Origin of the sequence: Bradyrhizobium sp. AZCC 1719 (assembly GCF_036924525.1) — a bacterium.
Classification (GTDB): Bacteria; Pseudomonadota; Alphaproteobacteria; order Rhizobiales; family Xanthobacteraceae; genus Bradyrhizobium.
The window spans coordinates 2844779-2871619 of the sequence record NZ_JAZHRU010000001.1; the positions used below are offsets into that span (position 1 = coordinate 2844779).

General features: G+C 62.1%; 20 protein-coding genes and 2 pseudogenes. 12 read left to right on the forward strand and 10 right to left on the reverse strand.

The genetic code is table 11. The features are described from left to right. Positions 1–16: 16 nt before the first annotated feature. Together V1292_RS13510 and V1292_RS13515 are read left to right on the forward strand one after the other, a co-directional pair. Entirely contained in the window at positions 17–907 is an 891-nt protein-coding gene (locus V1292_RS13510; protein ID WP_334373126.1) for a TPM domain-containing protein, read from the forward strand. Between the two features lie 2 nt (positions 908–909). After that, complete coding sequence (locus V1292_RS13515; RefSeq protein WP_334373127.1) at positions 910–1407, forward strand: TPM domain-containing protein; 498 nt, start codon at positions 910–912, stop codon at positions 1405–1407. A 332-nt stretch (positions 1408–1739) separates the two neighbouring features. Here the strand turns inward: V1292_RS13515 and V1292_RS13520 are convergent, their stop codons facing one another. Next, positions 1740–2549 carry an MBL fold metallo-hydrolase gene (locus tag V1292_RS13520; RefSeq protein ID WP_334373129.1) on the reverse strand — a complete coding sequence of 270 codons (810 nt, stop codon included), beginning with the start codon at positions 2547–2549 and terminating at the stop codon, positions 1740–1742. Continuing rightward, complete coding sequence (locus tag V1292_RS13525) at positions 2546–2995, reverse strand: Crp/Fnr family transcriptional regulator (RefSeq protein ID WP_334373131.1); 450 nt, start codon at positions 2993–2995, stop codon at positions 2546–2548. The genes V1292_RS13520 and V1292_RS13525 overlap by 4 nt, the downstream gene beginning before the upstream one ends. A 164-nt stretch (positions 2996–3159) precedes the next feature. On the opposite strand from V1292_RS13525, the gene V1292_RS13530 reads away from it, so the two are divergent. Then, entirely contained in the window at positions 3160–4170 is a 1011-nt protein-coding gene (locus V1292_RS13530) for a hypothetical protein (RefSeq protein ID WP_334373133.1), read from the forward strand. Positions 4171–4260: 90 nt separating this feature from the next. Further along, entirely contained in the window at positions 4261–5763 is a 1503-nt protein-coding gene (locus V1292_RS13535) for a hypothetical protein (RefSeq protein WP_334373134.1), read from the forward strand. A gap of 27 nt (positions 5764–5790) precedes the next feature. Here V1292_RS13535 and V1292_RS13540 read toward each other — a convergent pair whose 3' ends face one another. The 3 genes from V1292_RS13540 to putA form a co-directional block, all read right to left on the reverse strand. Beyond that, entirely contained in the window at positions 5791–6438 is a 648-nt protein-coding gene (locus V1292_RS13540) for a glutathione S-transferase family protein (protein ID WP_334373135.1), read from the reverse strand. Between the two features lie 11 nt (positions 6439–6449). Further along, a complete protein-coding gene (locus V1292_RS13545; protein WP_334373136.1) occupies positions 6450–7655 on the reverse strand; it encodes a CaiB/BaiF CoA transferase family protein in 1206 nt (401 codons plus the stop codon). A gap of 107 nt (positions 7656–7762) precedes the next feature. Then, positions 7763–10768, reverse strand: coding sequence for a bifunctional proline dehydrogenase/L-glutamate gamma-semialdehyde dehydrogenase PutA (gene putA / locus V1292_RS13550; RefSeq protein ID WP_334377037.1), 3006 nt, complete (start codon positions 10766–10768; stop codon positions 7763–7765). A 252-nt stretch (positions 10769–11020) separates the two neighbouring features. Between putA and V1292_RS13555 the strand changes: the two genes are divergently transcribed. Next, complete coding sequence (locus V1292_RS13555; protein ID WP_334373137.1) at positions 11021–11680, forward strand: hypothetical protein; 660 nt, start codon at positions 11021–11023, stop codon at positions 11678–11680. A gap of 148 nt (positions 11681–11828) precedes the next feature. Here the strand turns inward: V1292_RS13555 and V1292_RS13560 are convergent, their stop codons facing one another. Both V1292_RS13560 and V1292_RS13565 read right to left on the reverse strand, forming a co-directional pair. Then, entirely contained in the window at positions 11829–12029 is a 201-nt protein-coding gene (locus V1292_RS13560; RefSeq protein ID WP_028351035.1) for a cold-shock protein, read from the reverse strand. A gap of 383 nt (positions 12030–12412) precedes the next feature. Further along, entirely contained in the window at positions 12413–14143 is a 1731-nt protein-coding gene (locus V1292_RS13565; RefSeq protein WP_334373139.1) for an adenylate/guanylate cyclase domain-containing protein, read from the reverse strand. 351 nt (positions 14144–14494) lie between these two features. Here V1292_RS13565 and V1292_RS13570 point away from each other — a divergent pair, with 351 nt between their 5' ends. After that, positions 14495–16003: a glycosyltransferase family 39 protein gene (locus tag V1292_RS13570; RefSeq protein ID WP_334377038.1), complete on the forward strand. Its 1509-nt coding sequence runs from the start codon at positions 14495–14497 to the stop codon at positions 16001–16003. A gap of 1014 nt (positions 16004–17017) precedes the next feature. Here the strand turns inward: V1292_RS13570 and V1292_RS13575 are convergent. Then, positions 17018–18133: pseudogene (locus tag V1292_RS13575) on the reverse strand (IS481 family transposase); the annotation flags it as partial. Positions 18134–18691: 558 nt separating this feature from the next. Here V1292_RS13575 and V1292_RS13580 point away from each other — a divergent pair. The 6 genes and pseudogenes from V1292_RS13580 to V1292_RS13600 all read left to right on the forward strand — a co-directional run bounded on the left by V1292_RS13580 (position 18692) and on the right by V1292_RS13600 (position 24191). Continuing rightward, positions 18692–19411 carry a hypothetical protein gene (locus V1292_RS13580; RefSeq protein ID WP_334373141.1) on the forward strand — a complete coding sequence of 240 codons (720 nt, stop codon included), beginning with the start codon at positions 18692–18694 and terminating at the stop codon, positions 19409–19411. A gap of 778 nt (positions 19412–20189) precedes the next feature. Beyond that, complete coding sequence (locus tag V1292_RS13585) at positions 20190–20945, forward strand: hypothetical protein (RefSeq protein ID WP_334373142.1); 756 nt, start codon at positions 20190–20192, stop codon at positions 20943–20945. Beyond that, the gene (locus V1292_RS13590; RefSeq protein ID WP_334373144.1) at positions 20942–22033 is read left to right on the forward strand and encodes a hypothetical protein; all 1092 of its coding nucleotides are present in this window, start codon (positions 20942–20944) and stop codon (positions 22031–22033) included. Before V1292_RS13585 ends, V1292_RS13590 begins: the two co-directional genes overlap by 4 nt. A gap of 23 nt (positions 22034–22056) precedes the next feature. Further along, positions 22057–22983, forward strand: a pseudogene (locus V1292_RS33855) (trypsin-like peptidase domain-containing protein); the annotation flags it as partial. 30 nt (positions 22984–23013) lie between these two features. After that, on the forward strand, positions 23014–23292 hold the full coding sequence (locus tag V1292_RS13595; RefSeq protein WP_334373146.1) for a PAN domain-containing protein: 279 nt from the start codon (positions 23014–23016) through the stop codon (positions 23290–23292). Positions 23293–23618: 326 nt separating this feature from the next. Next, positions 23619–24191 (forward strand): hypothetical protein, encoded by a 573-nt coding sequence (locus V1292_RS13600; protein WP_334373148.1) that lies wholly within the window; start codon positions 23619–23621, stop codon positions 24189–24191. Between the two features lie 156 nt (positions 24192–24347). Here V1292_RS13600 and V1292_RS13605 read toward each other — a convergent pair whose 3' ends face one another. Both V1292_RS13605 and V1292_RS13610 read right to left on the reverse strand, forming a co-directional pair. Next, positions 24348–25379, reverse strand: coding sequence for a YcjF family protein (locus tag V1292_RS13605; RefSeq protein ID WP_334373149.1), 1032 nt, complete (start codon positions 25377–25379; stop codon positions 24348–24350). After that, positions 25376–26839, reverse strand: coding sequence for a YcjX family protein (locus tag V1292_RS13610; RefSeq protein ID WP_334373150.1), 1464 nt, complete (start codon positions 26837–26839; stop codon positions 25376–25378). The genes V1292_RS13605 and V1292_RS13610 overlap by 4 nt, the downstream gene beginning before the upstream one ends. Between the last annotated feature and the right edge of the window lie 2 nt (positions 26840–26841).

Below are 26841 nucleotides of genomic sequence, written 5' to 3' on the forward strand. Positions count from 1 at the left end.
TGAAAAGGCCACTGCGATGAACGCTGCGAGAGCGTCCCTTCTTGCGCTACTGCTGTGCTGGGCTGCTTTAGCCTTGGCGCTCGTCGCGGCGCCGCCCTTGAGCGGGCGGGTCGTTGACCAGACCAGCACGCTCGCTGCCGGCGACATTGCCGCGCTGACGCAGCAGCTTGGGGATCTCGAGGCGCGCAAGGGCAGCCAGATCGCGGTGCTGATCGTGCCGACGACGGACGGCGAGGCCATCGAGCAATTCGCGCTCCGCGTCGCGGAAGCCTGGAAGATCGGCCGCAAGAAGATCGACGACGGCGCGCTTCTCGTGATCGCCAAGAACGATCGCCGCTTGCGGATCGAGGTCGGCTACGGCCTCGAAGGCGCGTTGACCGACGCCACCACCAAGCGCATCATCGACGAGGACATCACGCCAAAATTCAGGAGCGGCGATTTCGCCGGCGGTGTTTCGGCAGGCGTCAACCGGATGATCGCAGTCGCCAATGGCGAGAAACTGCCGGAGCCGGAGCCGCCACACTGGCAAAGCCCCGGCGTGTCCAACTATGTCGACCCGTTCAATCCATTTATCCTCGTCCTCGTCTTCATTGTCGGCGCGGTGCTGAGGGCGGTGCTCGGCCGCTTCATCGGCGCGGCGGCAACCGGCGGCATCGTAGGCGTCTTCGGCTGGTTCGTTGTGGGATCGCTCGCAGCGGCGGTCCTCATCGGTTTTATCGCGTTCGTCGCGAGTTTCCTCGTCCAGAACATGGGCTCGATGGGCCCAAGCGTGGGACGCCGCGGCAGAGACAGTGGATGGGTCGGTGGGAGCGGCGGCTCCTGGTCCGGCGGTAGCAACTCCAGCGACAGCGGGTTCCGCGGCGGCGGTGGCAGCTTTGGTGGCGGCGGTGCATCGGGGAGCTGGTAGACATGAGCATCGGACGTATCACGAGGCATCTTCTCCAGCACCACTGGCGCCGCCGCCGCGATTTCCCGCCAGCCGTCTTGGCGAGGATCGAACGGGCGATCAAAGCGGGCGAGGCAACTCATTCCGGGCAGGTCCGTTTCGTGGTCGAAGGCGCGCTCGACGGCGCGCCGCTGTTTCGCAACCAGCCCGCGCGTGAGCGCGCGCTGGATGTCTTCTCGCATTTGCGGATATGGGACACCGCCGACAATAACGGCGTGCTGATCTATCTCTTGCTCGCCGATCACGACGTCGAGATCGTCGCCGACCGCGGTATCAACGCCAAGGTCGGCGCGGCTGGCTGGGAGAATATCTGCAAGGAGATGGAAGCGGATTTCAGGGCAGGGGATTTCGAACGCGGTGTGATCAAGGGCGTCGCGGCGGTGTCGCGCGAATTGGCGACGCATTTTCCGAAGGCGGGCGGCGGGCCGAATGAACTGCCGGATACGCCGGTGGTGATTTGACTCTTACCCTCCCCTAGAGGGCCCTAGAGGGGGAGGGTCGACGCGCGTGTAACGCGCGGCGGGGTGGGGTGACGGTCTCTCAACATCCAACAGTGCCCGAGTGGAGAGATCACCCCACCCCGTCTCGCATTTCGCTTCGCTCAATACGAGCCGACCCTCCCCCTCCAGGGGAGGGTGAACGGGCGCTCATTGCGCTTGAGACTCTACGCCTTCACCGAAGGCCGCTCGGCCGCCCGCGCCATTTATCCCTGAATGTGGAGGGATGGATAGCTTCGCGGAGCCTATCATCCGGCGGCGCTTCGCGCCGACCGGATGGCTCGCAACGACGGCGGTCAATCGTCGAGCTTGTTGAGGTCGCGCACCGACTGCATGATCGGCTCGAAATTCGCTCGCGCATCCAGCGCGTCGAATAATTGCGCGGTATCCGACAACAATCCATGCGAGCGCTGGATCGCGATCCGCACATCCTCCTGCGGCGTGTCGGACAACCGTCCGTGGCCCGACAGCAGGATCTTTGAGTTCAGGCCCTTCAGCCGCTCCAGCGACTGGATGTAGTCGGCAATGCTGCCGGAGCCGAACACGCCTCCCATCACGCCGCCGGGCATCAGCGTATCGGAGGCGAACAACAGTCCCTTGTCGTGGTCGAACAGCGTGATGCAGGCCGAGGTGTGGCCTGGCGTATGCATCACGTTGAGGCGGAAATTGCCGAGGTCGATCAAATTGCCTTCTTCAAGCCAGAGATCGATGTTGATCGGCACGTTCGGCTCGTTGAACATCTTGCGCAGCATTGAGAAGTCGTCACGCAGCATGATCTTGTTGGCGGCGAGCCTGTGTGCGGCGATGAAGGCGCGGCCGTGGAAATGATAGGCCGCGCCGATGTGGTCGAGATGCTCGTGGCTCAGTACCACCATATCGATATCGTCGGGCTTCACCCCGATGTGATTGAGAGACGTCAGCAGGTGCGGATAGTTCGAGGACAGCCCGACATCGATCAGGATGGTGCGCGAGCTCCCGCGCACCAGATAGGCGTTCGCCCCACGGTTCTTGAAGCGGACCTGATAGACGTCTTCGGCGGCCTGGATCAGCGTACAGACGTCGCTCTCGAGCAGCGTCTTGAACGGGCTTGGTCTGCGCTCGCTCATGAACCGCCCGCGGCTCTGAAGGCGACCGTGTTGGAGGCCCGCAAGCGCTTGCTGAGCGCATCCATGATCATCAGCGCAAAGGCAGGCTGCTGGCTCACCAGGTAGACGAAGCGGGCGTGATTGATGCGCATCACGCGGGTGTGTGGGGTGGCCGCAATGGCCGTTGCCGAACGCGACGAACCGTCGATGACCGCCATCTCGCCGAAGAATTCACCTTTGCCGAGCGTGACGATCACGGTCTTGCTGGCGCCGTTCATCTTGGCGATCTCGACCTTGCCGTCGAGCACAACGAACAGTTCCCGCCCGGTCGAGCCTTCCTCAAAAATGACGTCATCTACATCAAACTCGTTGATGCATTTCTCGATGGTCATCGTGGCCCCCTGCCTTTCTGGCTGGTCGGTTGCGTCCATGTTAGTCGGGAAAAGAGCCTGCGCAAACGGAACCACGGATGCCGCAGGGCAGCATAGGAGACTGGGCCGGGATGGCTGACGTGTATCAGGCCAAAACCGGACCGGATGAGTTCCTAAAATTTCGGTAAGGCCCGGGCCGGTAACGATTTGGCAAGCAATAAAAGTTACCAAATGGTCAATCAATTCTGGAGAATCCAACTGTGAGCGATCAGCAATCCCAGCCCGCCAGCGGTGAAACCGGAACCCTTGGTGCCGGGCCGGCCGCACCGGACAAGCCGGCGCCCGGCGATCCGGTAACCGCCGCGGCTGAGGTCGAGCCCGTTAGACTGGCGCCCGAGCAGGAAGAGACCGCCCCGAAGCCAGACGCGCCCAAGGTGGACGCCGTCAACATGGAAGCGCCAAAGGTCGAGACGCCAAAGGTCGAGGCGCCAAAGCTTGAGGCTCCCAAGGTCGACGCCGTAAGGCCGGAAGCGCCGCGCTTCCCCGGCAATGTGACGATCATGTCGCCCGGCGACCGCGTCGGCACTGAGGCGAAGGCCGCGCCGACGGAGGCATCGTCCGGCAAGCGCAGGATCGGGGCCATGGCCGCCGTTGTGGCGCTGGCGACCGTGGCCGGTGCTCTCGGTGGCGCGTTGGCGACCACAGGCATTGGAAAGTTGATGGCCGGAGATTCGACCCAGGTGTCGGCGAAGGACAGCGCGCTCGAAGCTTCGGTGGCGCGGCTCGATGCCGAGATCGGTGCGCTGAAAGCCAGCCTGGAGCAGACGTCCAAGACGACGACAGGCCAGCTCAACAAGGCCAGCGATCGCCTCGACAAGGTCGAAAAGGCCCAAGCCGAGCCCGCGGCGAAACTCGCCAAGCTCAGCGAGACCGTTGACAAGCTCCGCGCTGCCCAGGCCTCCGCAACGACCGCTGCCGCTGCGCCGGCCCCTGCTAAGGAAGTGACCGGCTCGGTGCAGCAGGTTGCTGCCGCACCGCCCGCGCCGGCACCCGCGGCTCCGTCCAAGCCTGAAGTCGCCCGGCTGCCGACCGTCGAAGGCTGGGTATTGCGCGATGTCGGCAATGGCAGCGCGCTGATCGAGAGCCGCCGCGGCATGTATGAGGTCTATGCCGGCGATCCCGTGCCCGGTCTCGGTCGCGTCGATGCCATTCGCAAGCAGGACGGCCGTTGGGTGGTCGTGACCAGCAAGGGCCTGATCGTCGCGCGATAACGGCACAACAAACCAACAGGAAGGCGCTTCACGGCCATGTGAAGCGCCTTTTTTCTTGAATAGACCTCCTTGCGCGGTGTTAGTTGCGACATGAGCCGCGCGCCACGATTTCTCGCCATTTTGTTTGCTCTGCTGTGCAGTGCTTTGCCGGCGCTTGCGGCACAAGATGCGGCGCTTGAGCGCGGTGCCGCCATCACCGATCCTGCGACGTTGCGCGAACTCGACGCCGGAAAATTTCGCCTCGACCGCATGCTGGTGCCTGGGCGGTCGGCGGACATCCCGCTTGCCAACAGCGAGCTATTCGCCTTGCCATCGATGGCAACGGTCCGGCAGGCGATCGACGGTGAGTTCGATCGCTATATGGCGCGGCATCACGCGAGCCTTTCAAAGGAAACGATCGGCGTCGGCGAGGGCTTTGATTTCCAACTGTTCGACCGCACGCCGCTCTATTCGGCAGAGACGCGGTTCGTGCTGGCCGGCATCGTCAATCGCATGGACCGCACTTTCGTTTCCGAAGCAAGCTGCGGCGAGATCCGCCTGATTTACCGCCTGACGCGGATCAACAAGGCGGCGGGTGACGATGCGGCGCCGCCGCGGCTGCCGATGACGCTGAACCTCGTGCTGAAGGCGAAAGGCGAGGGGGCGGCGATCGCATGTTCCGAAATTGCCAGGCGCTGGCTCGGCGGAGAGCCGTCGGCGAGCGGCGGCCCGCTCGATCTGATCGACTATCAGAATATCGATCGCATCGAGACCAATCTCCAGATCGCGCACGCGCCGAAATCCTCGGTTCGCGACTTCCGTACCGACTACCTGTTGAAGGTGTTTCGCTACGACCGGCAAGCGCGGGCGTTCGTGGAATCGCCGATGGAGAACCAGATCGACCGTGCGCGCCTTCTGGCGGACGATGGCCTCAAGCGCGAGTTCAGGGCATGGCTGCTCGATCCCGCCAATCTCATTGCATTCGATCGCGGCACCGTGCTGATCCCGGAGAAATTCCTCGCGAGCGGCGCGATTGCGCCGACACCGGTCGGGTTCGATCCGTCGGATCTGGAGCCGGAATTCGGGCTGGTGCAAGGAGAGGGCGCCGTGTTCAGCGAGGCTGACGTGGTGGCGGCGCTAAGGAGGGCCACGGAAGGCGGCGCGAAGCTGCAGAATATCCGCTCGCTTGCCGGGTTCGAACGGCGCCTCAACGACGTGACCTGTTCCGGCTGCCATCAGACGCGCGGCATCGGCGGCTTCCACTTTCCCGGCGTCGACTGGATGGCTGACAAGCCTTCTAATTCAACCGTGGTGTCGGCATCGCCGCATTTCTTCGGCGACCAGATCCGGCGCCGCGACATTCTCGTGGCACTTCGCGACGGCAAGCCGCCGGATTACTCGCGCGGGTTCGCCAGCCGTCCGCAGTTGCGGGGCAGCACCGAACTCGCCGGCAGCAACTATTACGACGGCTGGGGCGCCCATTGCTATGTTCAGGGCAAGCCAGCCGCCAAAAATGACACGAGTTTCCGCGACTGGACCTGCGCCGAGGGCCTGACCTGTCAAGCCGCCGGCAAGATCTCGCGCATCGGCATGTGCTTCGTCAAAATCCGGTAGCGATACGCCAGGTCACTTGACGCACGACTATTTGGCGTAATGCGTCAAGCGCTTGCCGGGCAACAGATCATAGGCCGATTTCCAGCCCGGCAGTTGCGCCATCCGCCCGAGCCACGCGTTGATCGCGGGATGGCTCACCGTCCAATCATACCCAGTCTCGTCTGCGGGATAATGCAGATAGGCCATCATCGATATGTCGGCCACCGTCGGCCTTTCGCCGATGGCGAATGCATTCTTCTGCATGTGCTGTTCGAGAATCGACAGGAAATCGTCGAGGCGCCTGCGGAAATGTTTCAGCACGTGCTCGTCCGGCGACGGCGTGAAGGTGCGGAAATAGCGGTAGGTCGCCATGTAGCCGGTGAGCTTGTGGTTGTCCCAGAACAGCCAGCGCAGCAATTCGAACTGTTCCTGCTCGGTCTCGCCGTCGAACCGGCCGAATTGCTTTGCCAGCTTGAGCAGGATCGGCGCTGTCTGGGTGAGACGCTCGCCGTCGACCTCGAGCACGGGAATTTCGCCCATCGGATTGACGTCGCGCCGCCATTCCGGCGTGCGCGTGATGCCGCCGCCGAAATCGGTCCATATCGGCTCGAATTTCTGCCCACATAGAGTGAGCATCAGCGCGAGCTTGTAGCTGTTTCCCGACTCCGGGAAGTAATGCAGTCGATATCTGGGCATGGCTTTTTGACCTACGCCACTGCGCCGGTCGAGCGCAGAGCTTTGATTGCTGCCTCATCATAGCCGGCGTTACGTAAAATTTCATCGCTGTGTTCGCCGATGGCTGGCGGCTTGCGCGGCTGAACCTTGCGGCTGCCGTCGACCCAGATCGGGCTAGAGATCGTCAGCATGGTGTCGTTCTCGAACGGCACCAGCACCTCGTTTTCGATCATCTGCTTGTCGTTCGGAATATCGTCGAGAATGCCGACGACGCCGAATACGAGACCATTGCCGTCGAGAATCTTGCGCCATTCGGCAAGGTCCTTGGTCGCAAAGGTTTCGTCGAAAATCTTGATCAATTCGACCGACCGCGCATGACGGTCTTTCTTGGTCTCGAAACGGGGATCGGTGATGAGATCCTCGCGGCCAAGGCAGCGTGCCAGCGTCGGCCATTGCCGGTCCTCGTTGAGCAGAGAGAGGATCAGCCAGCGTCCGTCCTTGCACTGGTAGTGGTTGGTCACCGCGTTCAACGCGCGCTCGCGCGGGCGGCGTTCGCCGAATTTCGCACCGATCAGTTTTGCTTGCGCCAGCACCGAAGCGGCCCAGACACCGTTGGCCATCAGGTTGGAGCTGACATGCGATCCCTTGCCGGTGCGCTCGCGCTTGTAGAGCGCGGTGACGATCGCGCCGTAGAATGCCATCGCGCAGGGGTGATCGCCCATGCCGGCGATCGAGCGTGCCGGCGTCGTATGTTCGTCCGCCCGCACCAGGTCCATCAGGCCGGAGCGCGCCCAGTAGGCGTTGGAGTCGAAGCCGGGCTTGTTGGCTTCCTCGCCCTTCTCGCCGTAGCCAGTGAACGAAGCGTAGATCAGGCGCTCGTTGTGGGGCGCCAGATGCTCATGGGTGATGCCGAGCCGCTGGCGCACCTGCGGCGGATAGTTGGTGATGAAGACGTCAGCCTGGGCGGCGAGGCGATGCAGCACCGCCTGTCCCTCGGGCTTGGAGAGATCGAGCGCAAGGCTCCGCTTGTTGCGCGCCTCCAGCATCCACGCAAAATTGTGCTCGCTATGCGGGTAACCCGGCAAATTCGGCAGGTTGCGATAGGGATCGCCGGCGCCGGGCGGCTCGATCTTGATCACGTCGGCGCCGAAATCCGATAGCACGGTGGCGGCCGCGGGCGCGGCGATGAAGCTCGCGCAATCCAGAACCTTGAGGCCGTCGAAGATACCCTTTTCCATAGTGCCGCCGCTCCGTGTGGCTTGTTGATTTTTTCGTGGGTCGGAATTACCGCCAGCGAATGCTGAAATTCGGATGCCATTTGGCCCATGTGGGGTGGGCCATGCAACTACTCGCCGCCGGACATCAGTGCTGCATTTCCGCCGGCAGCCGCCGTATTGATGGTCACCGTCTGCTCGGTTGCAAAACGCGCCAGATAGTGCGGCCCGCCGGCCTTGGGTCCGGTGCCGGATAGCCCGTGGCCGCCGAACGGCTGCACGCCGACGACGGCTCCGATCATGTTGCGGTTGACATAGATGTTGCCGACCTGCAGGCGCTCGATCGTGTCTTCCACCGTATCGTCGATCCGGGAATGGATGCCGAGCGTCAGTCCGTAGCCGGAGCGCTCGACCGATTGCAGCACCTCGTCGAGCCGGTCGGCGCGATAGCGCACCACGTGCAGCACCGGGCCGAACACTTCTTCCGTGAGCTCTCCGGCATCGGGCAGTTCAAAAATATGCGGCGCGACGTAATTGCCTTGTGGCGCGTGACCCGCAAAGTGCACCCGGGCTTCCTTCTTCATCCTTTCGATATGCGCGTCCAGCCGTTGCTTGGCCTCGGCATCGATCACCGGTCCGATATGCGTGGCCGGATCGCAGGGGTCGCCGATGACGAGCTCGCGCGCCGCGCCCGCAATCATCTCGATCACGCGGTCGGCGACGTCGTCCTGCAGGAACAACAGCCGCAGTGCCGAGCAGCGCTGGCCGGCGGAGCGGAAGGCCGAGGTCACGACGTCGTCGGCGACCTGTTCGGGCAGCGCGGTGGCATCGACAATCATCGCATTGATGCCGCCGGTCTCGGCGATCAGCGGCACAATCGGTCCATCTTTGGCAGCGAGCGCGCGGTTGATCGTGCGCGCCACTTCTGTCGAGCCGGTGAAGACGACACCGGCGATCTCCGGATGCGCCACCAACGCGCCGCCGATCCGGCCGTCGCCGGCGATCAGATACAGCGCTGATGCCGGCACGCCGGCTTCGTGCAGCAGCCTGATGGCTTCAGCCGCAATCAGCGGCGTCTGCTCGGCCGGCTTCGCAACGACCGCGTTGCCCGCCATCAATGCCGCCGTGACCTGCCCGAGGAAGATCGCGAGCGGAAAATTCCACGGCGAGATCGCGACGAAGACGCCGCGGCCGCGCAGGCGAAGTACATTGCTCTCGCCGGTCGGCCCCGGCAGCGGCCTGCCTTCGCCAAACAGCTCGCGTCCCTGCGCCGCATAGTAGCGGCAGAAGTCCGCGGCTTCGCGGACTTCTGATACCGAATCGTCCAGCGTCTTGCGGCCCTCTCGTTGCAGCAGTGCGATGAAATGCGCCGCGCGGGCTTCCAGCAGGTCAGCGGCCTTTTTCAGCACGGCTGCGCGTGTCTTGGCCGGCGTTCTGCTCCAATTCGTGAAGCCGGCGCGTGCGGCCGATACTGCCGCATTCGTCTCCATCTCCGTCGCATCCGCAATGCTTCCGGATGCGGGCAGTCGTTCCGCCGCGATGGCCGAGACGAGTTTGCTCAACGCCGCACGTTCACCGAATTCGATTCCGCGGGAGTTTTTTCGCTGCGGCCCATAGAGATCGCGCGGCAGCGGGATATTCGGATGTCTGGCATGGTCGGCGTTGCCGACGATATCAGCGGGGCGCCGCAGCAATTGCGAGACCGGCACCGCCTCGTCGGCGGCGAGCGCGACAAAGGATGAATTGGCGCCGTTCTCCAGCAATCGCCGCACCAGATAGGCGAGGAGGTCGCGGTGGCTGCCGACCGGCGCGTAGGTGCGATGAGCAATATCGGGACGGTCTTCGCCTAGCTTTGCATAGAGCGCCTCGCCCATGCCGTGCAGTCGCTGGAATTCGAATCCGCTCTGCTCCGTTGCCAGTTCGAGGATGGTTGCGACCGTGAGCGCGTTGTGGGTCGCGAACTGCGGAAATATCCGTGGCCGCAGCGCCAGCAATTGTTTTGCGCAGGCAACGTAGTTCAGGTCCGTCATCGCCTTGCGGGTGAATACGGGATAGCCGTCGAGCCCGCGCTCCTGCGCGCGCTTGATCTCGGTGTCCCAATAGGCGCCCTTGACCAGCCGCACCATCATGTTGCGGTCGAGGCTGCGTGCGAGGCGATCGACGTAATCGATCACGTCACTGGCCCGTTTCTGATAGGCCTGGATCGCGAGGCCAAATCCGTCCCAGCCCGCAAGTGAGGGATCAGCGAAGGCTGCCGCGATCACGTCGAGTGACAATTCCAGCCGGTCCGCTTCCTCGGCATCAACCGTGAAATTGAGATCATAGGCTTTGGCTTGCCTGGCGAGGTCGATCAGCCGCGGGACCAGTTCGTCCATCACCCGCGCTTGGCTCACCGCCTCGAAGCGGGGATGTAGTGCCGAGAGCTTGACCGAGATGCCGGGCCGGTCGGGCAGGGGACGGTCATCGGCGGTGCGGCCGATCGCCTCGATGGCGCTGGCATAGGAAGTGAAATAGCGCGCGGCGTCGTCGGCGGTGCGGGCGCCTTCGCCGAGCATGTCGAAGGAGTAGCGTTGCTGGCGCGCCGAATGCGGTTGCGCCCGCGACAGCGCCGCCTCGATGGTCTCGCCGAGCACGAAATGATTGCCCATCAGCCGCATCGCCTGCCGCGTTGCCGCCCGCACCGCGGGTGCACCCAGCCGCTTGGTCAGCCGTCCGATGGTGCCCTGCGGGGTCTCGCCGGGCTGGATCACGCGGGCCGACATGCCGAGCGCCCACGCCGAGGCGTTGACCAGGAAGGCGCTCGACCTGGTTTCATGATGGACGAAATCGCCCTGGCCGAGCTTGTCCTCGATGAACTGGTCGGCGGTGCGAGCGTCCGGGACCCGCAACAGTGCTTCCGCAAGCACCATCAGCGCCAGCCCTTCCTTGGTCGACAGCGCGAACTCGCGCAGCATGTCCTCGACCCCGCCCAGCGGATCGTCATTGGCCCTGATGGCCTTGATCAGCGCAGTCGCTGCGCGATCGATGCGCCGCTCCTGCGCCGCGTCCAGCCGCGAGGCCTGGAGCAGGCGGGTGGCCATCGCGCGGTCATCGGGCGCGTAGGGCGCGCTGAAGGGTGGAAGCGGCGAGCGAGGAATCAGCATGGGATTTCTAGCATGGGATTTCTCTTGGCTTCGGCCAGTCTAACGGGGCCGGGATGGGCGGAACAGGCCCGCAAGTCCCGTCAATTGCGCCAGCGATGGCGGCGCCGGCGGAACCAACTGGCGCATGGAAAACACAGCGGCCGGAATTTCCGCGGCCTGATCCACAGATCGCGGGCTTGCTGGTTGGCAGCGTGCAGGAGCCGCGCTAATCGTCAGGCACGCCGTCGCTTGGGAACAGCAGGGATCATGAGAGGCGCCGCTCTGCCGATACAGGGAAGCCGAACGCGGACCAGCTTCGCGGCCGTGCTTGGCGTGCTTCTGGCTGCACTGTTCGGCGCGCTGCCGGCGAGAGCGATCGAGATGAGTGCCGAGGTCGCCAATCTCTACAGCTCGGTTTCGATCTATCCGCCTTCAGCCAAATCCATGACGGTGTGCTACGGCTTCGTCTGCCGGCGTCGCGAGATCCTCGATTTCACGGCCGGCGACCGCAGCGCGTTGACACAGATCATGCAAGCGGGCCGCGCCTCGGCCGCGGCCGAACGTGCCGCGGTGCAGAAGGCGGTGGTGTGGTTCGACCGCCGCATGGGGCCGATCATCGGCACTAGCAAGCGCGTTGCGAAAGCTGACTTCCGCCACTTCGACGACAAGCACAATTACGATTGCTGGGACACGACGCGCAACACCACCAGCCTTTTACTGGTGCTGCAGGAGTGGGGCCTGTTGAAGCATCACGCGATCGGCGATCCGCGCTATCGCGGCAATACGCTGGTATTGCAGACGCCGCACAACACTGCGGTGTTGGTCGATCGCGCCACCAAGGTCGAATGGGTCGTCGATCTCTGGCCGCGCGGCTACCTGCAGCCACCCGACGTGATGACGGTTCAGAAGTGGGTCACGGAAGATTGAGCGGCCGGTTTTTCGCGCAACGATCTAGCCATCGTGCGTGCAGAAGCGGTGCCCGCTCCGCCGAACGCTCACAGTTTTCGAGAAGTTTCTTAAGCCCTACTCCCGGATTTAACTCCGAGAGTGCACCGTTGCCGATTGCGTGGTCGCGCTAAACCTTGAGGTTCTCGGCCGAAGTCTTGCCGCGGTTGGCGATCTCTTCGTACTCGACGGTCTGCCCTTCATTGAGCGTCGAAAGCCCAGCTTTCTCAACTGCCGAAATATGAACGAACACGTCCTTGCCGCCGCTTGAGGGCTGGATGAATCCGTAACCCTTGGTCGGATTGAACCACTTCACCGTACCTTTAGCCATTCACGTCGTCTCCGCGGAATCAAAAAAATAAACGAGCCGCCGGTCCCCGCACTAACCGGCATGCCCGTACCATCAGGATACGCGGGTTGGGGCAGGCTGGGTAGCGTAAACGGATCGGCCGTTTCGGCCAAAATGCCCCGATTCCCAGCCGATTCCCGCCGTTTTGCCGGTTTTGCGCCCATTTGACCCGGCCGGGCGGCCGGCAACTCCGATTTTTGGCGAGTGGATCGATCCGCTGGATTGACGCCATTCTTCCGCCTGGAGGGAGGCGGTGGCGAGCCTTCCGCATGGCGGCGCCGCGCTTGGGCATGGCTGCGCCGCGTTCGCCGACAATTTTCTGAACGATTATTCATGCGCCTCGAACCACCATTGCCGGCGCGATTTCACGCCGCGGCGCTTTGCTCTTCGTTAACCAGCGCCGGCAGCATCCGCGCATCTGTCACGCTGCGTACGATCATCGGCTCGTTGCGTCCGCGGATCTCGACTTCATGCTGCGGCAATGCATCGGCGGCGAGGCCTGCGGTCGCGCGAACTTCGTCGGAGATGACGACTTCGCATGCAAGGCTCTTGGTCATGTCCTGCAGGCGCGCCGCGACGTTGACGGCGTCGCCGAGCGCGGTGAACACCATGTGATCACGGTAGCCGATATCGCCGACGATCACTTCGCCGCCATTGATGCCGATGCCGAAGCGGATCGGTTCGCGCAAATCATGTTCGAGAAACTTGTTCAATTCGTCGATGTTGGCGGCGATCATCGCAGCCGCCAGCAATGCCTGGCGGCAGGCTTCCTGCCGGCTGGTCGATAGCCCGAACAGCGCCAGCATGCCGTCGCCGACGAACTGGTTCGGCATGCCGCCGCTCGCGAGCACCGCCTGCGATACCGCACCGAGGAATCGGTTGACGATGAAGACGGTGTCGAACGGCAGGCGCTTTTCCGCAAGCTTGGTCGAGCCGCGCATGTCCACGAACAGGCTGACAAGATAGCGCTCCTGACCGATCCGCGTCGGATTCGACTCGTGACCGTCGGCGGAGGTGTGCGGCAGGAAGAGTTGAAAGAATGAAAGATCGATCGGCGGCCGCAACTGACAGGCGAGGCGGATGGATGGATCCGACGTGCCGACCCGGCTAAGCACGAACGCCTCGCGCTGCGAAGGCTCTGGCAGCGCAGAGCAGTCGCCGATGATGCGGATGCGGCAGGTCGAGCAGCGGGCGCGGCCGCCGCAGACGCTGGCATGCGGCACGTTGTTGCGCAGGCTCGCCTCGAGTACGCTGAGGCCCTTGGGAACGCGCACCGTGCGCCCGTTGCCGTAGGACAGGCTGATCATGCCGCGGCGGCGCTCGTTGATGGCGCGCACGCCTCTCGCCACCAGCGCGATGCCGATCAGGCCGAAATAGCCGAACAGGAAATAGTCGGTGATGCGTTCGAGCGCTTGCGCCTCGGCCTGCGTGCCGAGCTGGCGCGGCGACTGGGTTTCCGCCCGCCATTCGGCGCTGTCATTGTCAATCACCATGCGCCCGCTCTGATAGAAGCCGAGCATTGAAAGCGTCGGAATAAGTACCGCTGCGGCGAGCAGGAAAGGCGCGGCGCGCTTGTAGAACGCCCGCATCCGCAGCCACAGATACAGTCCGATGCAGCCATGCACCCAGGCGATGGTCATCACCGCGAGCATCATCCAGATCCGCCACGGCGCCCAGATCCAATACAGGAACAGCACCTGCGGATAGAGTTTTTCATGCCCATAAAGCGTCTGGCCGAGCCGGACGCCGATGATGTGGGCGATGATCAGCATCGGCACGCTGAGGCCGAGCGCAAGCTGCAGCGGCTCGATCGCCTTCCAGCGGAATTGCCGGCGTTCATACAATGCCCAGATGCCGAGCCCGGTGTGCACCAGGCATGCCGCGTAGAACAGGATCGTGACCGGCAGGAACTGCCAGAACAACGTGTGGAGATAGACGCCGGTCGCCAGCGCCTCGAGCGAGATGTTGCCAAGCGCGTGGTTGAGGAAATGGCTGACCAGATAGGCGAACAGGGTCACGCCGGTGATAAGGCGGACCTGCCGCAGGCTGATGCCGCGTAGGAAGGTCGTGATCTGGTCTCGGGAGAGGGCGGCCATGCGATCCATAGGGTCAATATCGGGCGATACTAATGCGTAATTCGGGCGGTGAATACTCCGGCCGTCCCGGCCTTACCACTCTGTCATTCCGGGATGCGCTCCCCTTGGGCGCAGCCCCGGAATCCATTGGGCAGCATTACCCGGCGTCACGATGGATTCCGGGTTCTCGCCTCGCGAGCCCCGGAATGACGAGGCGGGCGTGCGGGACAGTTTTTGCTTAGGGCGCGTTGACACTCCGGGCGCAGTCGAAGAGAAAGCGCCGTGACCATAACCCCACCCAATAACAGCCAAGCCAAATCGGACAGTTCCGCCACGCCGCCGTGGCTTGCTGTGGCGCTGCTGATCGCCGCAATGACGGCGATGCGGCTGGTCTATGCCAGCGTGCTCGATCTGCGTACCGACGAGGCCTATTACTGGACCTGGTCGAAGGAGAGCGCGCTCGCTTTTCTCGATCACCCGCCCGGCATCGCCTGGCTGATCCGGTTCGGCACCGCGATCTTCGGCGACACCCATCTTGGCGTGCGTTTCGGCGGCATCGTCGCGATGCTGATCACGCAGCTCCTGCTCGCCGACATCGTCCGGCGCGTGACGCATGATGTTCGTGCGGTGATCTTCGCCATGCTGTTGCCGGAAGCGGCGCTGTATTACGGGCTGTTGATGGCGAAGGTCGCGCCCGACACCGCGATGATCCCGTTTGCGGTCGCGATGCTGTGGTCGCTGGTGCGGCTCAACCAGAGCGGCAACCCGCGCTGGTGGCTTGCCGCGGGGCTGTTCGCAGGTCTCGCGCTGCTGTCGAAATTCACCGCGATCATGCTGCTGCCAGCGGTTGCGGCATTCGCGCTGGTGCCGGACTGGCGCCGCCGCTGGCTGCTCAGCCCGTATCCCTGGGCAGCGGCATTGATCGCGGTGGTGATCTTCATGCCGGTCCTGATCTGGAATGCGCAGCACGATTGGGCCTCGTTCCGTTTCCAGTTCGTGCGCGCAGTGGCGACCCATCAATTGTCGCTCCGCACCGTCGGCGAATTCATCGGGCTTCAATTCGGTCTTGTCGGCTTCGTGCTGCTGCCGGTGGCGCTGTCCGGCGTCGCGCTGACGGCCTGGCGCGGCTACCGCACGCGCGAGCCGGTCGCGATCCTGCTGTCGACCGCCGTGCTGGTGCCGTTCCTCTATTTCCTCTGGAAGTCGCTGACGCTCCGCGTCGGCGACACCTGGCCGATGTTCCTGTGGCCCGCCGCCTTTGCCGCGACCGCCATCAATCTCGTCATGCTGCCGCGCGAAGGTTTTTCGGAATGGATGGTCCAATCGACGTTCCGGTGGGCGAGGGTGGCCGTCATCTCCGGCATCGCCTTTGTGGTCGGCGTGTTCTTCTATTACGTTGCGGCGCCCTGGAATTTTATCGGCAGGACCGATCCGGTCGGCGGCGAGGCCGGCTATGAGCAGGTCGCGGCCCGCGCGCGGGAGCAGTTGCGAGAGACCGGCGCGACCTGGATCGCGACGTCGGATTACCGCACCTATGCAATGCTGCGCTGGCATTTCAAAGGGCAGGTGCCGGTCATCCAAATCAACGAGCGCGGACGGTTTCAAGGTTTTCGCGATCCCGGCATGAACCTGATCAAGGATCATCCCGGCCTCTACGTCGCCCGCGAGCCGGACCATCGCCTGCCGTTGTGGGACCTCACCACCGCAGAACGCGAGCCGCTGGAGCGGGTCGAGCGCGTCTGGCGCGGGACGGTGATGGATACCTACGCGCTGGAAAAATTGACGGGCTGGACACCGGAACTTTCCCCGCCACCAGATTCGCCGCTGTTCCGCTGGCGCGTGCTGGCCGAGCGCGAAGCGCATGACAATCGCCTTTCGTGAGGTCGTCATCCCCGCGAAGGCGGGGATCCAGTACGCCGCGGCTTATCGGTTCAATCACTGCTGTCTCTGGGATACTGGGTCGCCCGGTCAAGCCGGGCGATGACAAGTGAGTGTGGGTCGGCGATCTCGCGACATGAACTGCCCGAGGTTTGCTCTCAACTTCCCGCCCTCTCATTCAGAGGGCGCAGGGAAGACCGGGTGCTGGCTGCACCCGCGGTCTCGTGTGCAGTTGCGCATAGCAAAAGCGCACACGAGCATACAGGTACAGCGGGAGCATCCCGGCCTTCCCTGCGCAATGGCTTTACGGCTTACTTCGTGCTCTCCCCGGAGAACGGCTCTTTTGCCTCCGTCGCCCGCAAGGCGCTTTCGCACCTTGAGGACTTAACGCCAGCACCGCGGCGCCCGAACCACACGACTTCGCCGTACGCCTCCAGCACGCAACGTCTATCGCGCATTCAGCGTCCATCGCATCCCACCGCACGTTCGTGACGTTCGCGAGCGCCCCTCAATGGGTGAGACGGGCGAAGTTATGCGGCTGATTTGCCCCTCGTGTTAAGCGGAATATTTTTGATTCCGGGGCTTGACGCGACTTCTGAAAATCAGAAGTGATTTGCCCGTCAGAGGCCGTCACAGACAAAGTCACAGAAATCATAGGGTGAGCAAAGCGCCCACCCTACAACTGCGACAGCCGCGGCTTGCTCACCCTCCCCTGGAGGGGTCCGAGACGAGCGAAGCTCGCTCGTGGGTCGCCGCGAAGCGGCGGGGTGACGGTCTCACCTCACGATCAGTGCCCGGGTGGAGAGATCACCCCACCCCGTTTCGCATTTCGCTACGCTCATGCGATGAGCAACCGACAACATCGGTGACAGTTCAAACCGGCGACATCGATGACACAATTCTCGTTTCGTTCAGGTCTGTTGTTGTTGGCTGTGGACCCTGTGGGCAACGCGCAGCGTTGTCCACAAGTCCACAGCCTTTGCGTTTGGGTTTGCGTAGCCGGTCGCCGCGATAGGCGATGGTGCCAAGGACCACCGGTCCATAGCAGACGCTCCAGCCATCCTCGGTTTCGGCAAGAGCAACCGGTTCGCCGACCAAGGCTTCGCTGATGTAGATCATGTTGCCGTCCAGCTTGATCTCCCCGTTGTGACGGACCCGACGCACTTCCTGGTCATCGTCGTAGTTCGGCTCGCGCAGGATGCCGTCGAAGCGGCGCGCGGAGATCTGGTAGCGGTCGGCCGGCGTCGCATTGTCGAGCGCCTGGTGCGGGCGCTCTTCGTTGTAAAAATGCTGGAACTTGCGCAAGCGCTTGAGCTGTTCCCGCATGCTGTCTGCCGGCGGGTCGGCGACCTCCTGCAACAGGGTGAGATGCATGCGCTCATGGCGGCCGTTCTGCTGCGGCTTGCCAGGCGCGATGCGTTCCGGCGTCACGCCCGCCTTGATCAGCTTCACAGACAGCCTTGATAGACCACCGGCGCCGCGCGAGGCAAAGGGCGAGCCATTGTCCGAGCGCATGTAGCGCGGCAGGCCGAACTCGCGGAACGCCGCATCGAGCACCGGCCAGACATGCTCGGTATCCGTGCGCGGCAGGGCCTGGCAGCGCAGCAGATAGCGGCTGTGGGCATCGGTGATCGTCAGCGGTTCGCACCGCTTGCCGTCCCCGGTCAAAAACCAGCCCTTGAAGTCGATGCACCAGACGTCGTTGGCGGCCTCGCAATGGGCAAAGGGGGCGCTCGATGGCGGGCTGCGCCGGCGCAGCTTGCGCTTGACCGTCAGCCCTTCGCGGTCGAACAGCGCACCGATCGTGCTCGCCGCCGGCCACTCGGTCGCAGGTGCGCGGCGCTCCAGATAGGCCCGTACCTTCAACGGACCCCAGGTCGGATGCGCCCGCCGCACCGCAAGGCAGCGTTCGGCAATGTCCTCCGCAATCGCTTGCGGATGATGCAGCGGAGCTCGCGAGTGCTCCTGCAGACCTTCCAAACCTGCCTCCCGGTACCGGGCAAGCCATTTGTAGCCGTTCTGCCGGCTCACCCCGAACCGTCGGCAGATGGCCGCAAACGAATCTTCTCCCTTCTCCGCCGCAAATACAAAACGCATCCGTTCTTCCACCGCACAGGTCTCCTTCCACCCCATCAGCAAGGTCCTCCCTTGCTGACCAGTTGACCTGTCATCGATGTCGTCGGTCTACTCTGTCACCGATGTAGCCGGTTAGGACCGCGAACCGACCCTCCCCCTCCAGGGGAGGGTGAGCAAGTGCCGCAGGGAGGCAAAACGCAAGCGTGCCCACATCACGAAGCGTGCTCGACGACAGATGGTGGGCACGGCGCTATCGCGCCTTCGCCCCTACGGACCACGCAACCCTGTGGCTACGGGCCCTGCTTTCGCAGGGACGACCATGAAGGTGGGCCAACAGGCGACCCACCGGCAAGGAAATGATTTGAGCGGATGTAAACTAGCTCACACACCGCAAAGCGTCACTGCAGTATTCTTTGATGCGATATCGCGTCGGTTCCGCAGCCGCTTTGAAGCAGCGCGCTGTTCTCAACATAGTCGTTCGAGAACTCAGTGAGACCCAAACGCTTCGCTTTTGCATAACAAGCTTGCCCCGCTGCGAACCACTTCGCGCGGACGATACTGAAGGAATTGTTAGATTGCATTGCCGCGCATAATAGCATGCGCAAGTAGGTCGCTATGGACCGAACTGCTGGCAAGGAAAGCAGTTACTACGCCACACAAAGTGGCGGTATCCTCATTATTGCTATGCTTTGCACCGCGTGCATCGTCCTCTTCGCGAGCAAAGCCAGTGCCCGATGTACGGCGCGAGACGTCCTGCAAAACCGCTTGACGCTCAAGCCAACTCCCTCAGCTAAAACTCCGCCAGTTCTAGTCAAATCCGCCTTCGCCGTTCCTGTGTGGAAAACGATCACAATAGGGACGTTTGCAAATTCGTTTGCCCTCCTTAACGCATTGGATGCAGCAGGCTGTGGCATCGGAGGCTTGGCTGGGGAAATTCTCGCTCGACCGGCCTTTACCGTCGGCACTACGAAAACAAACGTGGAGCTTTTTGCGGTGTCGGCGGCCGAACTCGGCTTTCAGACCGATACTGCACCGCTGGCAGACATTTATGCGCGCGCTCGGCAATTAGGTTTCGGACTTGCGGCGGCAGAGGTCGCTCCGCAACTAAGGCTCCAATATTTTGACCAGCCGATGGGGGAGTTTGTCATCGGAATGGAGCCGATCAAAACGTGGACGGGCGAACCTGTCATTCTAACCGTGGCTAATGGCGGAGCGGGATTAATCCTCATCGGCCGAGATGGTAGCGCCGACGCAGAAATACCTGTGGCGTCCCGCTTTCTGTTCGTGCGGTCCAATGAAGCTGCGTTGGCGAAGGCGGTCCATAGGAGCCAATGAGGCCGCAGCGTTCGCCACCACTCAGTTCCTGAAACCGAACGCGTCGGGCGAATAGTTTCTAACTCGAGGCGTCAAATACAAAAATGTGCGACCGAGCGCCAGCCGACATGGGAAAAGGATAGCGATCATGGAATCATTTCTGCGTAAGCCACTCAGAGCGGCTCATCATTGCAGCTTAGCGCTTTTGGGTCTGACGTGTTTGCTTAGCACGGCCGACGCTCGTCCGTTGTTGGTATCGGAGGAATTTCCCGGTCCTTGGCTAGAGGTTACGCAAGAGATCCGGGATGTTCTCGCACTAAACAAAGTCTCTGCCTGCAGTCAGGCCGCGGGACGCGAATCGTCGCGAAATCCCGGCGAGTATCTCTTGTACTGCACATCGGACGAGAAGCTTTGGACAAGCTGGCGCGTGCAATCCGCGGCGCGCACGGTTCGAGGTCCGGGCAGGCTCTTCCCAGGTATCACGCTGCCGGACGGATACTAGGCCTAATCAGGCGGTCGCTGTGTCGAGCGCGGCTTGCACCTGCTCAGCATTGAGATTCGAAGTCCGCTCCGGCCTTTCAGTGAACTGGCCGCTAGCTACCGGACCGATGCAAAACGGATCCACGGACTCAGCTAGCCAGGTCGCCAATTGGGTGGCAGGCTGGACCGCAAGTCCAATACCTGCGCGGCAGAACGCGCGCACTCGCAATTATACCAGTCGGACGACATTCGCACGTTGAAATGGTTGGCGCCGCGTGCTACCCTGCGGTTGTATTAAGCGTTACTCTGGGAGGGGCCCATGCGGTGTCTCCGGGTTTTGCTGGTCATATTTTGGTTTTTTGATCCTTTGCAGCCAGCGGCGGCTCAGCTTTCTTGTAGCGACGTCACCCCAATTGTTGGCTCTATAGGTTATCAACGGCGGCTGAATGCCGACAGATGCGAGGGTTTCTATCAGCAGCAAGTTTCTGGCAGTCTCGAATTCCTTTCATTGGTAAAGGGAACGATCAATTACGATCTTGCGTCGGATAGGACTCTCATTGTTTCGACACCAAGTCTGAGCCAGTTTGGCGGTTCTCAGGTCTTCCTGACAGCGAGAGCGCTCCGCCCTGGCACATATTACCGGATGGATGCGGCCGTAGCATCCGGGGGAACGTTCAGGTGGCCGATCAATGCCGTTCTGGCTCCCGCAAACCTGCCGTCAAATGCCATCGGCGTTGTTGCTTGGATCAATCGAGACCTCGGAAAATACTATGTGCCGGTTTCGGTCGTTCCCGAAAATGTCGCAACGCCCGCGAGCCGTCCGCCCGTGATGATTCTACGGTCCTCCCTTGACATCGAGCTCTTAAAATGGCGGAGCCGGCAAGAGAGCGGTCAGAAGAAAATAAGAGATTGGATCACGGTTGGTGGCCCGCAACCGACGATAATACGGGCCGGCCAACCAATCTCACTTGATCTTTCAGAACAACCGAGCGGTTCACTAGTCGTCGAAATCGCGGTGAAGTACGCAAATCAAGGTAGGCTGCAAACAGAACCATTTCGAATAATTGTGCCATGACCGGCCGCCAACACCTTTGGAGCAAATTGGAAGCCCTTCGTGCCGCCGAAAGTGCGGCGGCAGCCAAAAAACTGCTGCTGAACGCCCCCGTAGACGAGGAGCTGAAACGGATCGAGCAAGTCGAAAAGCTCTTAAAATTCATTCCGCAATCAAACAAGGTAACGATCTACGCAGCTTGCGCAGTGGGAGCGATATGTCTGATCGTTGCTTGTGTGCTCTGGACGACTCGATTGCCAACGAGCCATTTGCAATTGGATGTCACGAGTGAGAGCGTCACAATAAGACTAGCCAAGCAGACAAGCTGGAACGGCAATTGGGACCTTAGTGGTGGTTTGCTGCGTCTGGAGGACATGTCACGTATCGAAATTCCCCCCGAGTTGGCCGACGAGAATATGCTTGCCGGGAGATCCTGGTTTGAGGGAAGCAATGGCGATTTCGCGTTGAGGAGCCTTGAAATTCAGGCTCAAGGGGAATTTCTGGTGAAGAAGGCGGAGTTGCAGACCCTGAACATTAACTCCTGGAATTCCCCGTTGCTCGGGCAATTGCAAGTATACGGCACACCAAAGATTCAGGCCGGCCAATCACCCGAAAAGGGTGAAAAGCTTTCGGAAACTCGCTTCGATATACCTGGGACGATTACCTTCTTCCATAACGCCTCACAAGCTCCTGCGATTCTCCGTGTGACGCCACGAGGTTCACTAACCCTTGAAAACTTGGCGGTAGAAAAGATCTCTTTCGCGCGAGAGAAAGCCGCTTCCGAAACCTCGTTCCAATCGGGGATTATCAAGGGCAACCTAACCATGTTAAGCACCGGCGAAAAACCTCTTCCGCTAGAGGCGGGAAGCCGACTTCGACTGGAAGGTGTCAAGGGTGTAATCTCCGCACTTACTATTGGCGGCGACGGCGTTCGTCTCGTGTTCGAGGGCAGAGTCCGAAGCGCCACTATTGGACCGCCTGGATTTGAACGAGAGCTTAAACCGTCGCTGCTCGAGTATATGTACGATCAACAAAGGCTCGGCTTTTTCTGGGCCGTGGCCAGTTTCCTGTGGGGTCTTCTTTGGAGCGCGCGCACGCTAATCTTCAGGTGAAATTGTCGCTGCTGCTTGCGCTTATGCTTGTCGGACCAAGTGTCTCGGAAGCACTAGCACAGGCCACCGGAGGTGCGCTTGCGTCCGATTTGCGAAACAATGTTGTTCGTGTCATCGCGCGATGGCCCAATGGTGGGTCGAAAGACGGTTTCGGATTCTTGGTCGGCGACAGAGGTGGACAGCTTTACATTGTGACCGCCGACCACGTGGTTCGCGACAGCAATGGGCTTGCCGGGGCGCCGGGGATAACTTTCTACTTCGATCGAGGAAAGGAGTATCCAGGAGACGTTTTGGATACGCGCCTTATAAAATCCTCAGGTGATGTGGCGGTAATTCGACTCCCACCTCCACCCGGCCTTCCTCCTTGGCGGCGCGATGTCCTCGCCCGTACTGGTGCCGCTCGGCCTGACGACGTCTGGTTCGTGGGCCTTCAGGGCGATTGGTACGTTCCTGTAAGGCCCGGCGCGATCAGCAGTATCCAATCTGATAGGGAAATCCGTTTCGAAGGTCTTGCCATTCGACCCGGAACATCGGGGGGGCCCTTGATCGGCAACTCCGGCATTTTGGGTATGATAGTCGACGACGTTGACGCCGTTATTGGAATAGCGACGTCCATCGAAGCCATTGCGCGAGCATTTCGGGAATGGGGTTATCCATGGGGACTCACTTCTTACTCAGGCCCAACTCCGACACCAACTGCAACTGCAACTGCAACTCCGACACCAACTGCAACTCCTACACCAACTCCGACACCAACTTCGTCTTGGAATGCTCTGTATAGCACGCGCGACAACAGAGACATCTGGCAACAGGACATTAAGCTACCCGACGGGAGCATAGGCTTGCACAGAGTGGACATAGTTGAGTGTGCGAAACAATGCACCAGCAACCCGAGATGTGTGGCGTTTGCATACGATCGTTGGAATCGGAGTTGCTACCCGAAAAGTGCGTTCTCCGGCTCAATCTTGGATCCACGTTCGATGATTGCGGTGAAGAAACCCGGCGAAATTCCGAGGGTCTCACAAAAGGAAAGTCAGATCGATACCTTGCGCAACAAGCGAATGCATGGCGCGCCTAACAGAACCTTGAGAGTGGATAGTTTCGACGCCTGCAAGAAGACCTGCAATGAGGAACTCTTGTGCGTTGCCTTCAACTTTTTAAAGCGGACCAGTGGGATTAACTGTGAGATGTACAAGATCTCGGAGGGCTATGACGGCGATTCATCGGTGGATGCTGGATACAAGTATCAGGCCCCTTAGAGGTTGAATGTTCTGCCTCGGGTCACTTTCGGGCATCGACGCGCGCAGCAATATGGCCTGCTTTGCCCCTAAGTACGGACTCGCTAAGCTAACAAGCCATGTCCGATAGGTACCAAATCCGGAACGGTAATGCATGCCGGCATGGGCGGAAGCCCAGGGCCTGGAAAGCCGACGGGAAACCTTCACCTGACCGTCTTGTGGCGTTGGGAGAACGATAGTGATTTAGAGATGACTCAACGCAACTGACTCGCTAGGATTTCGCGGCGACAATCTCGCCCATACCAAAGCACCGGAGTAGCATTTTGGCGTCGTGAGGAGCAGTGCAAATGAGTTTCATCCGTTCGGACGAACATTCCCCGGCCCCTAGTCCAGACGATCCTCTGTACTACGCGCCGCGCGCGGTGCGCAGTGAAGCGGCCCATCGATCTAACGCGACACAGACGAGATCGGAACATTTGCCTCCCACTTCCTCTCGGTCTCGTTTTGATGAGATGCGCGAGGAAGCCTTCGCCAAATCCAACCGGCATCCGCTGGAGTTGCAGTTCGTTCAGGAACGCCGTCCACGACGCGCGCTGTTTGCCATTGCGGGTGGAGTTGCCGCAGCAATCGGTGTCGCTGTGGTCGTGGCGCTCATCTTTGTTAACGTAGTTCCAAAGTCAGAGCGCGATCCATCGGAGCTCGCTGTTTCCATTTCCACTCCCGCATTGGCCACACCGGCTCAAACGACACCCAAGGACTCCCAAGAGCTGCTGCACGGATTCATGCAGTTTCAACAATCACAAGAAAGCAATAGCCCGGAACGTATTGTTTCCGAACCCGCCTCCGCTGGAACGGCTAAGGCGCCCGAAAAATCCGAAGCTCTGCTTGAGAAATTCATCCAGTGGGAGCAAAGAAAATAGCGTCAAGGAAAAGACGCACGACCAAACCAATTCCGAAAATTGCGCCGCTCGATAGTTCGTAGGGCGGGCAAAGCGCAAGCGTGCCCACCATCACGAAGCGTACTCGACGATCGATGGTGGGCACGGCGCTATCGCGCCTTTGCCCACCCTACGAGCTCACGCCTCATCGTCCCGCTTGCTCAGCAAATCCTTCGCGAGATCACCGAGCGCCGGCCGCGGCAGTGCCGTGAACGGCAAGGGGCGCGTCACGTCGATGGCGGCGAGGCCGAGCCTTGCGGTGAGCAGGCCGTTGAGCACGCCTTCGCCGAGCCGTTGCGAGAGTTTTGCCGCGATGCCGTGGCCGAGCATCTGCTGCACCAGGCTGTCGCCGACGGCCATGCCGCCGGTGATGGCGAGATGGCCGATGATTTGGCGCAACAGGCTGATCATGCCGAGCGTGCCCGGACGGCCGCCATAGAGCCGCGCCAGTTGACGGATCAAGCGCATCGCGGCGACGAAAACGAACAGCACGTCGATCAGCGCGCGTGGGCTTACCGCGGTCACGACCGAGACGCGCTGCGCGGCCGTTGAAACCAGCCGGCGCGCCTCTTCATCGAGCGGCGCCATCAGTTCACGCTCGGCGAGCTTGATCATGTCGGCGCCATCGATGATGTCGTGGGCATGGCCTTTCAGCGTGGCGCGGGCGCGCGCGAGTTGGGGGTTTTGATGCGCGAGCTTGAGGAGTTCGTTGACGACGGCGCGGCTCTCGGCGCGGTCGTCGCTGCGCAGCACTTCAGCGGCGCGCTGGTGCAGCTTTTCGATCGCCGCCAGCCGCGCCAGCCCGAACGCTTCGCGCCCGATGACGACGGTCAGCGCCAGTCCGGCTGCCACCGCAAATGCCAGCGCGACATAGCCGAATGTCTGGCTGCGCGCGAACAGGTCCTCGATCAAATTGACGACGCCGAGCCCTGTGCCGAGCAGCACCAGCCCGCCGACCGCCGACCAGAACAGCGCGCCCCAGCGAAAGCCGCGGCGTAGCGGGACCCTCGGTGCATCGAGCGGAACGGGCAGCAGCGCGGGATCCGCCTCCGGCGTGATCTGCACCGTGCCGCGGGCAGGGCGGCCGGTCTCCTCCGGGTCTATCACGATGACGCCGGGGTCGCCGAGCTTGAACGTCGCCGGCCGCCGATGCGGCGTTTTCTCGCTCATTGCAGTCGGTCTCCAATCAGGAACTGAAGGGCGCGGTCGAGGCGGATGTGAGGCAGCGCGGGCTCGTCCTTGCCGGTGCGCTCCAGCAGCGGCGGCCGGAAGCGCAGGAAGCGGAAATCGGCGCTGTCGGACGGCAGGCTGGAAAGGCCGCGAAAGCCGCCCTTGAACAGCTCTTCGGGATCGGCGGGGAGATCACCCGGAAAAGTCGCCACTTCGGTCTCGCCATCGAAGGCTTCACCATTGGCGGTCTCGCCCGGCGCGGGCGTGCCGAGGATCGACGGCAGCTTCTCCCGGCCGCGCGCAACCATCGCCTCGCGTGTGGCGCGTACCGCGGCGAGCGCGACCACATCAATCGCAGCGCCGGCATATTCGGCACGGTCGGCCGCCTTGGCGGCGGCTCTCCGTAGCACGGCTTCGAGCCGGTCGTGGCTGGAATGGTGCAGGTGATCGGCCTTGGTGGCGGCAAACAGAATCCGGTCGATCCGCGGACGAAAAAGGCTGCTCAGGATGGTGCTGCGGCCGATCCGAAAACAATCGAGAATGCCGGCAAGCGCGGCTTCAAGGTCGTGCAGCGCCTCGGGCCCGGCATTGAAGGCCGCGAGCGCATCGACCAGCACGATCTGGCGGTCGAGCCGCGCAAAATGATCGCGGAAGAACGGACGCACCACGACGTCCTTATAGGCCTCATAGCGCCGCCGCATCATCGCCCACAGCGAACCGTCGGGCGCGGCGCCATCAATGGGCACGTCGAGCGGGGCGAAGGTCAGCGCCGGCGAGCCTGCGAGGTTGCCCGGCATCAGGAAACGCCCGGGCGGCAGCAGGCTCATGGCAAAACGTTCGTCGCGGCAGGCGCGCAGATAATCGGTGAACAGTTTTGCCGCGGCGAGCGTCGCCTGCTCGTTCTCGCGGCTCTCCGGATGAAGCGTCTTCAGATGCTCGTGCCAGGGCGCGGCGAGCGTTGCGCGCGGGCCTTCGCGCGACAGCGCAAGACTCTCGGCCGACCATTGCTCGAAACTCCTGTTGAGCAGCGGCAGGTCGAGCAGCCATTCGCCGGGGTAATCGACGATGTCGATGGTGAGCGTGCGGTCCGCGCCATTCTGCCGCTGGTAATCGATGACGAGGCGCAATTCAGAGATGTCAGTGGTCGAGTTCGGCCAACGCCGTTGCTCGATCAGGGTGCGGACATGGTTTTCATAATCGAAGCGCGGCACCGCGTCGTCCGGCTGCGGCTCGAGCCGGGCGGCCGCGATCCGGCCCGAGGCGTAGGGTTCGAACACCGGAAACCGGCCGCCGCGGGTCAGGCCGTGGATCAGCGCCGTGATGAACACGGTCTTGCCGGCGCGCGACAGGCCGGTGACGCCGAGCCGCACGGTGGGATTGAAAAAGCTGTCGCCGTAGTCCAGCAGCGCTCGCGCCGACAGGCGCGCTTCCTCGACGATATCTGAAAAACTGGGGGCCATGC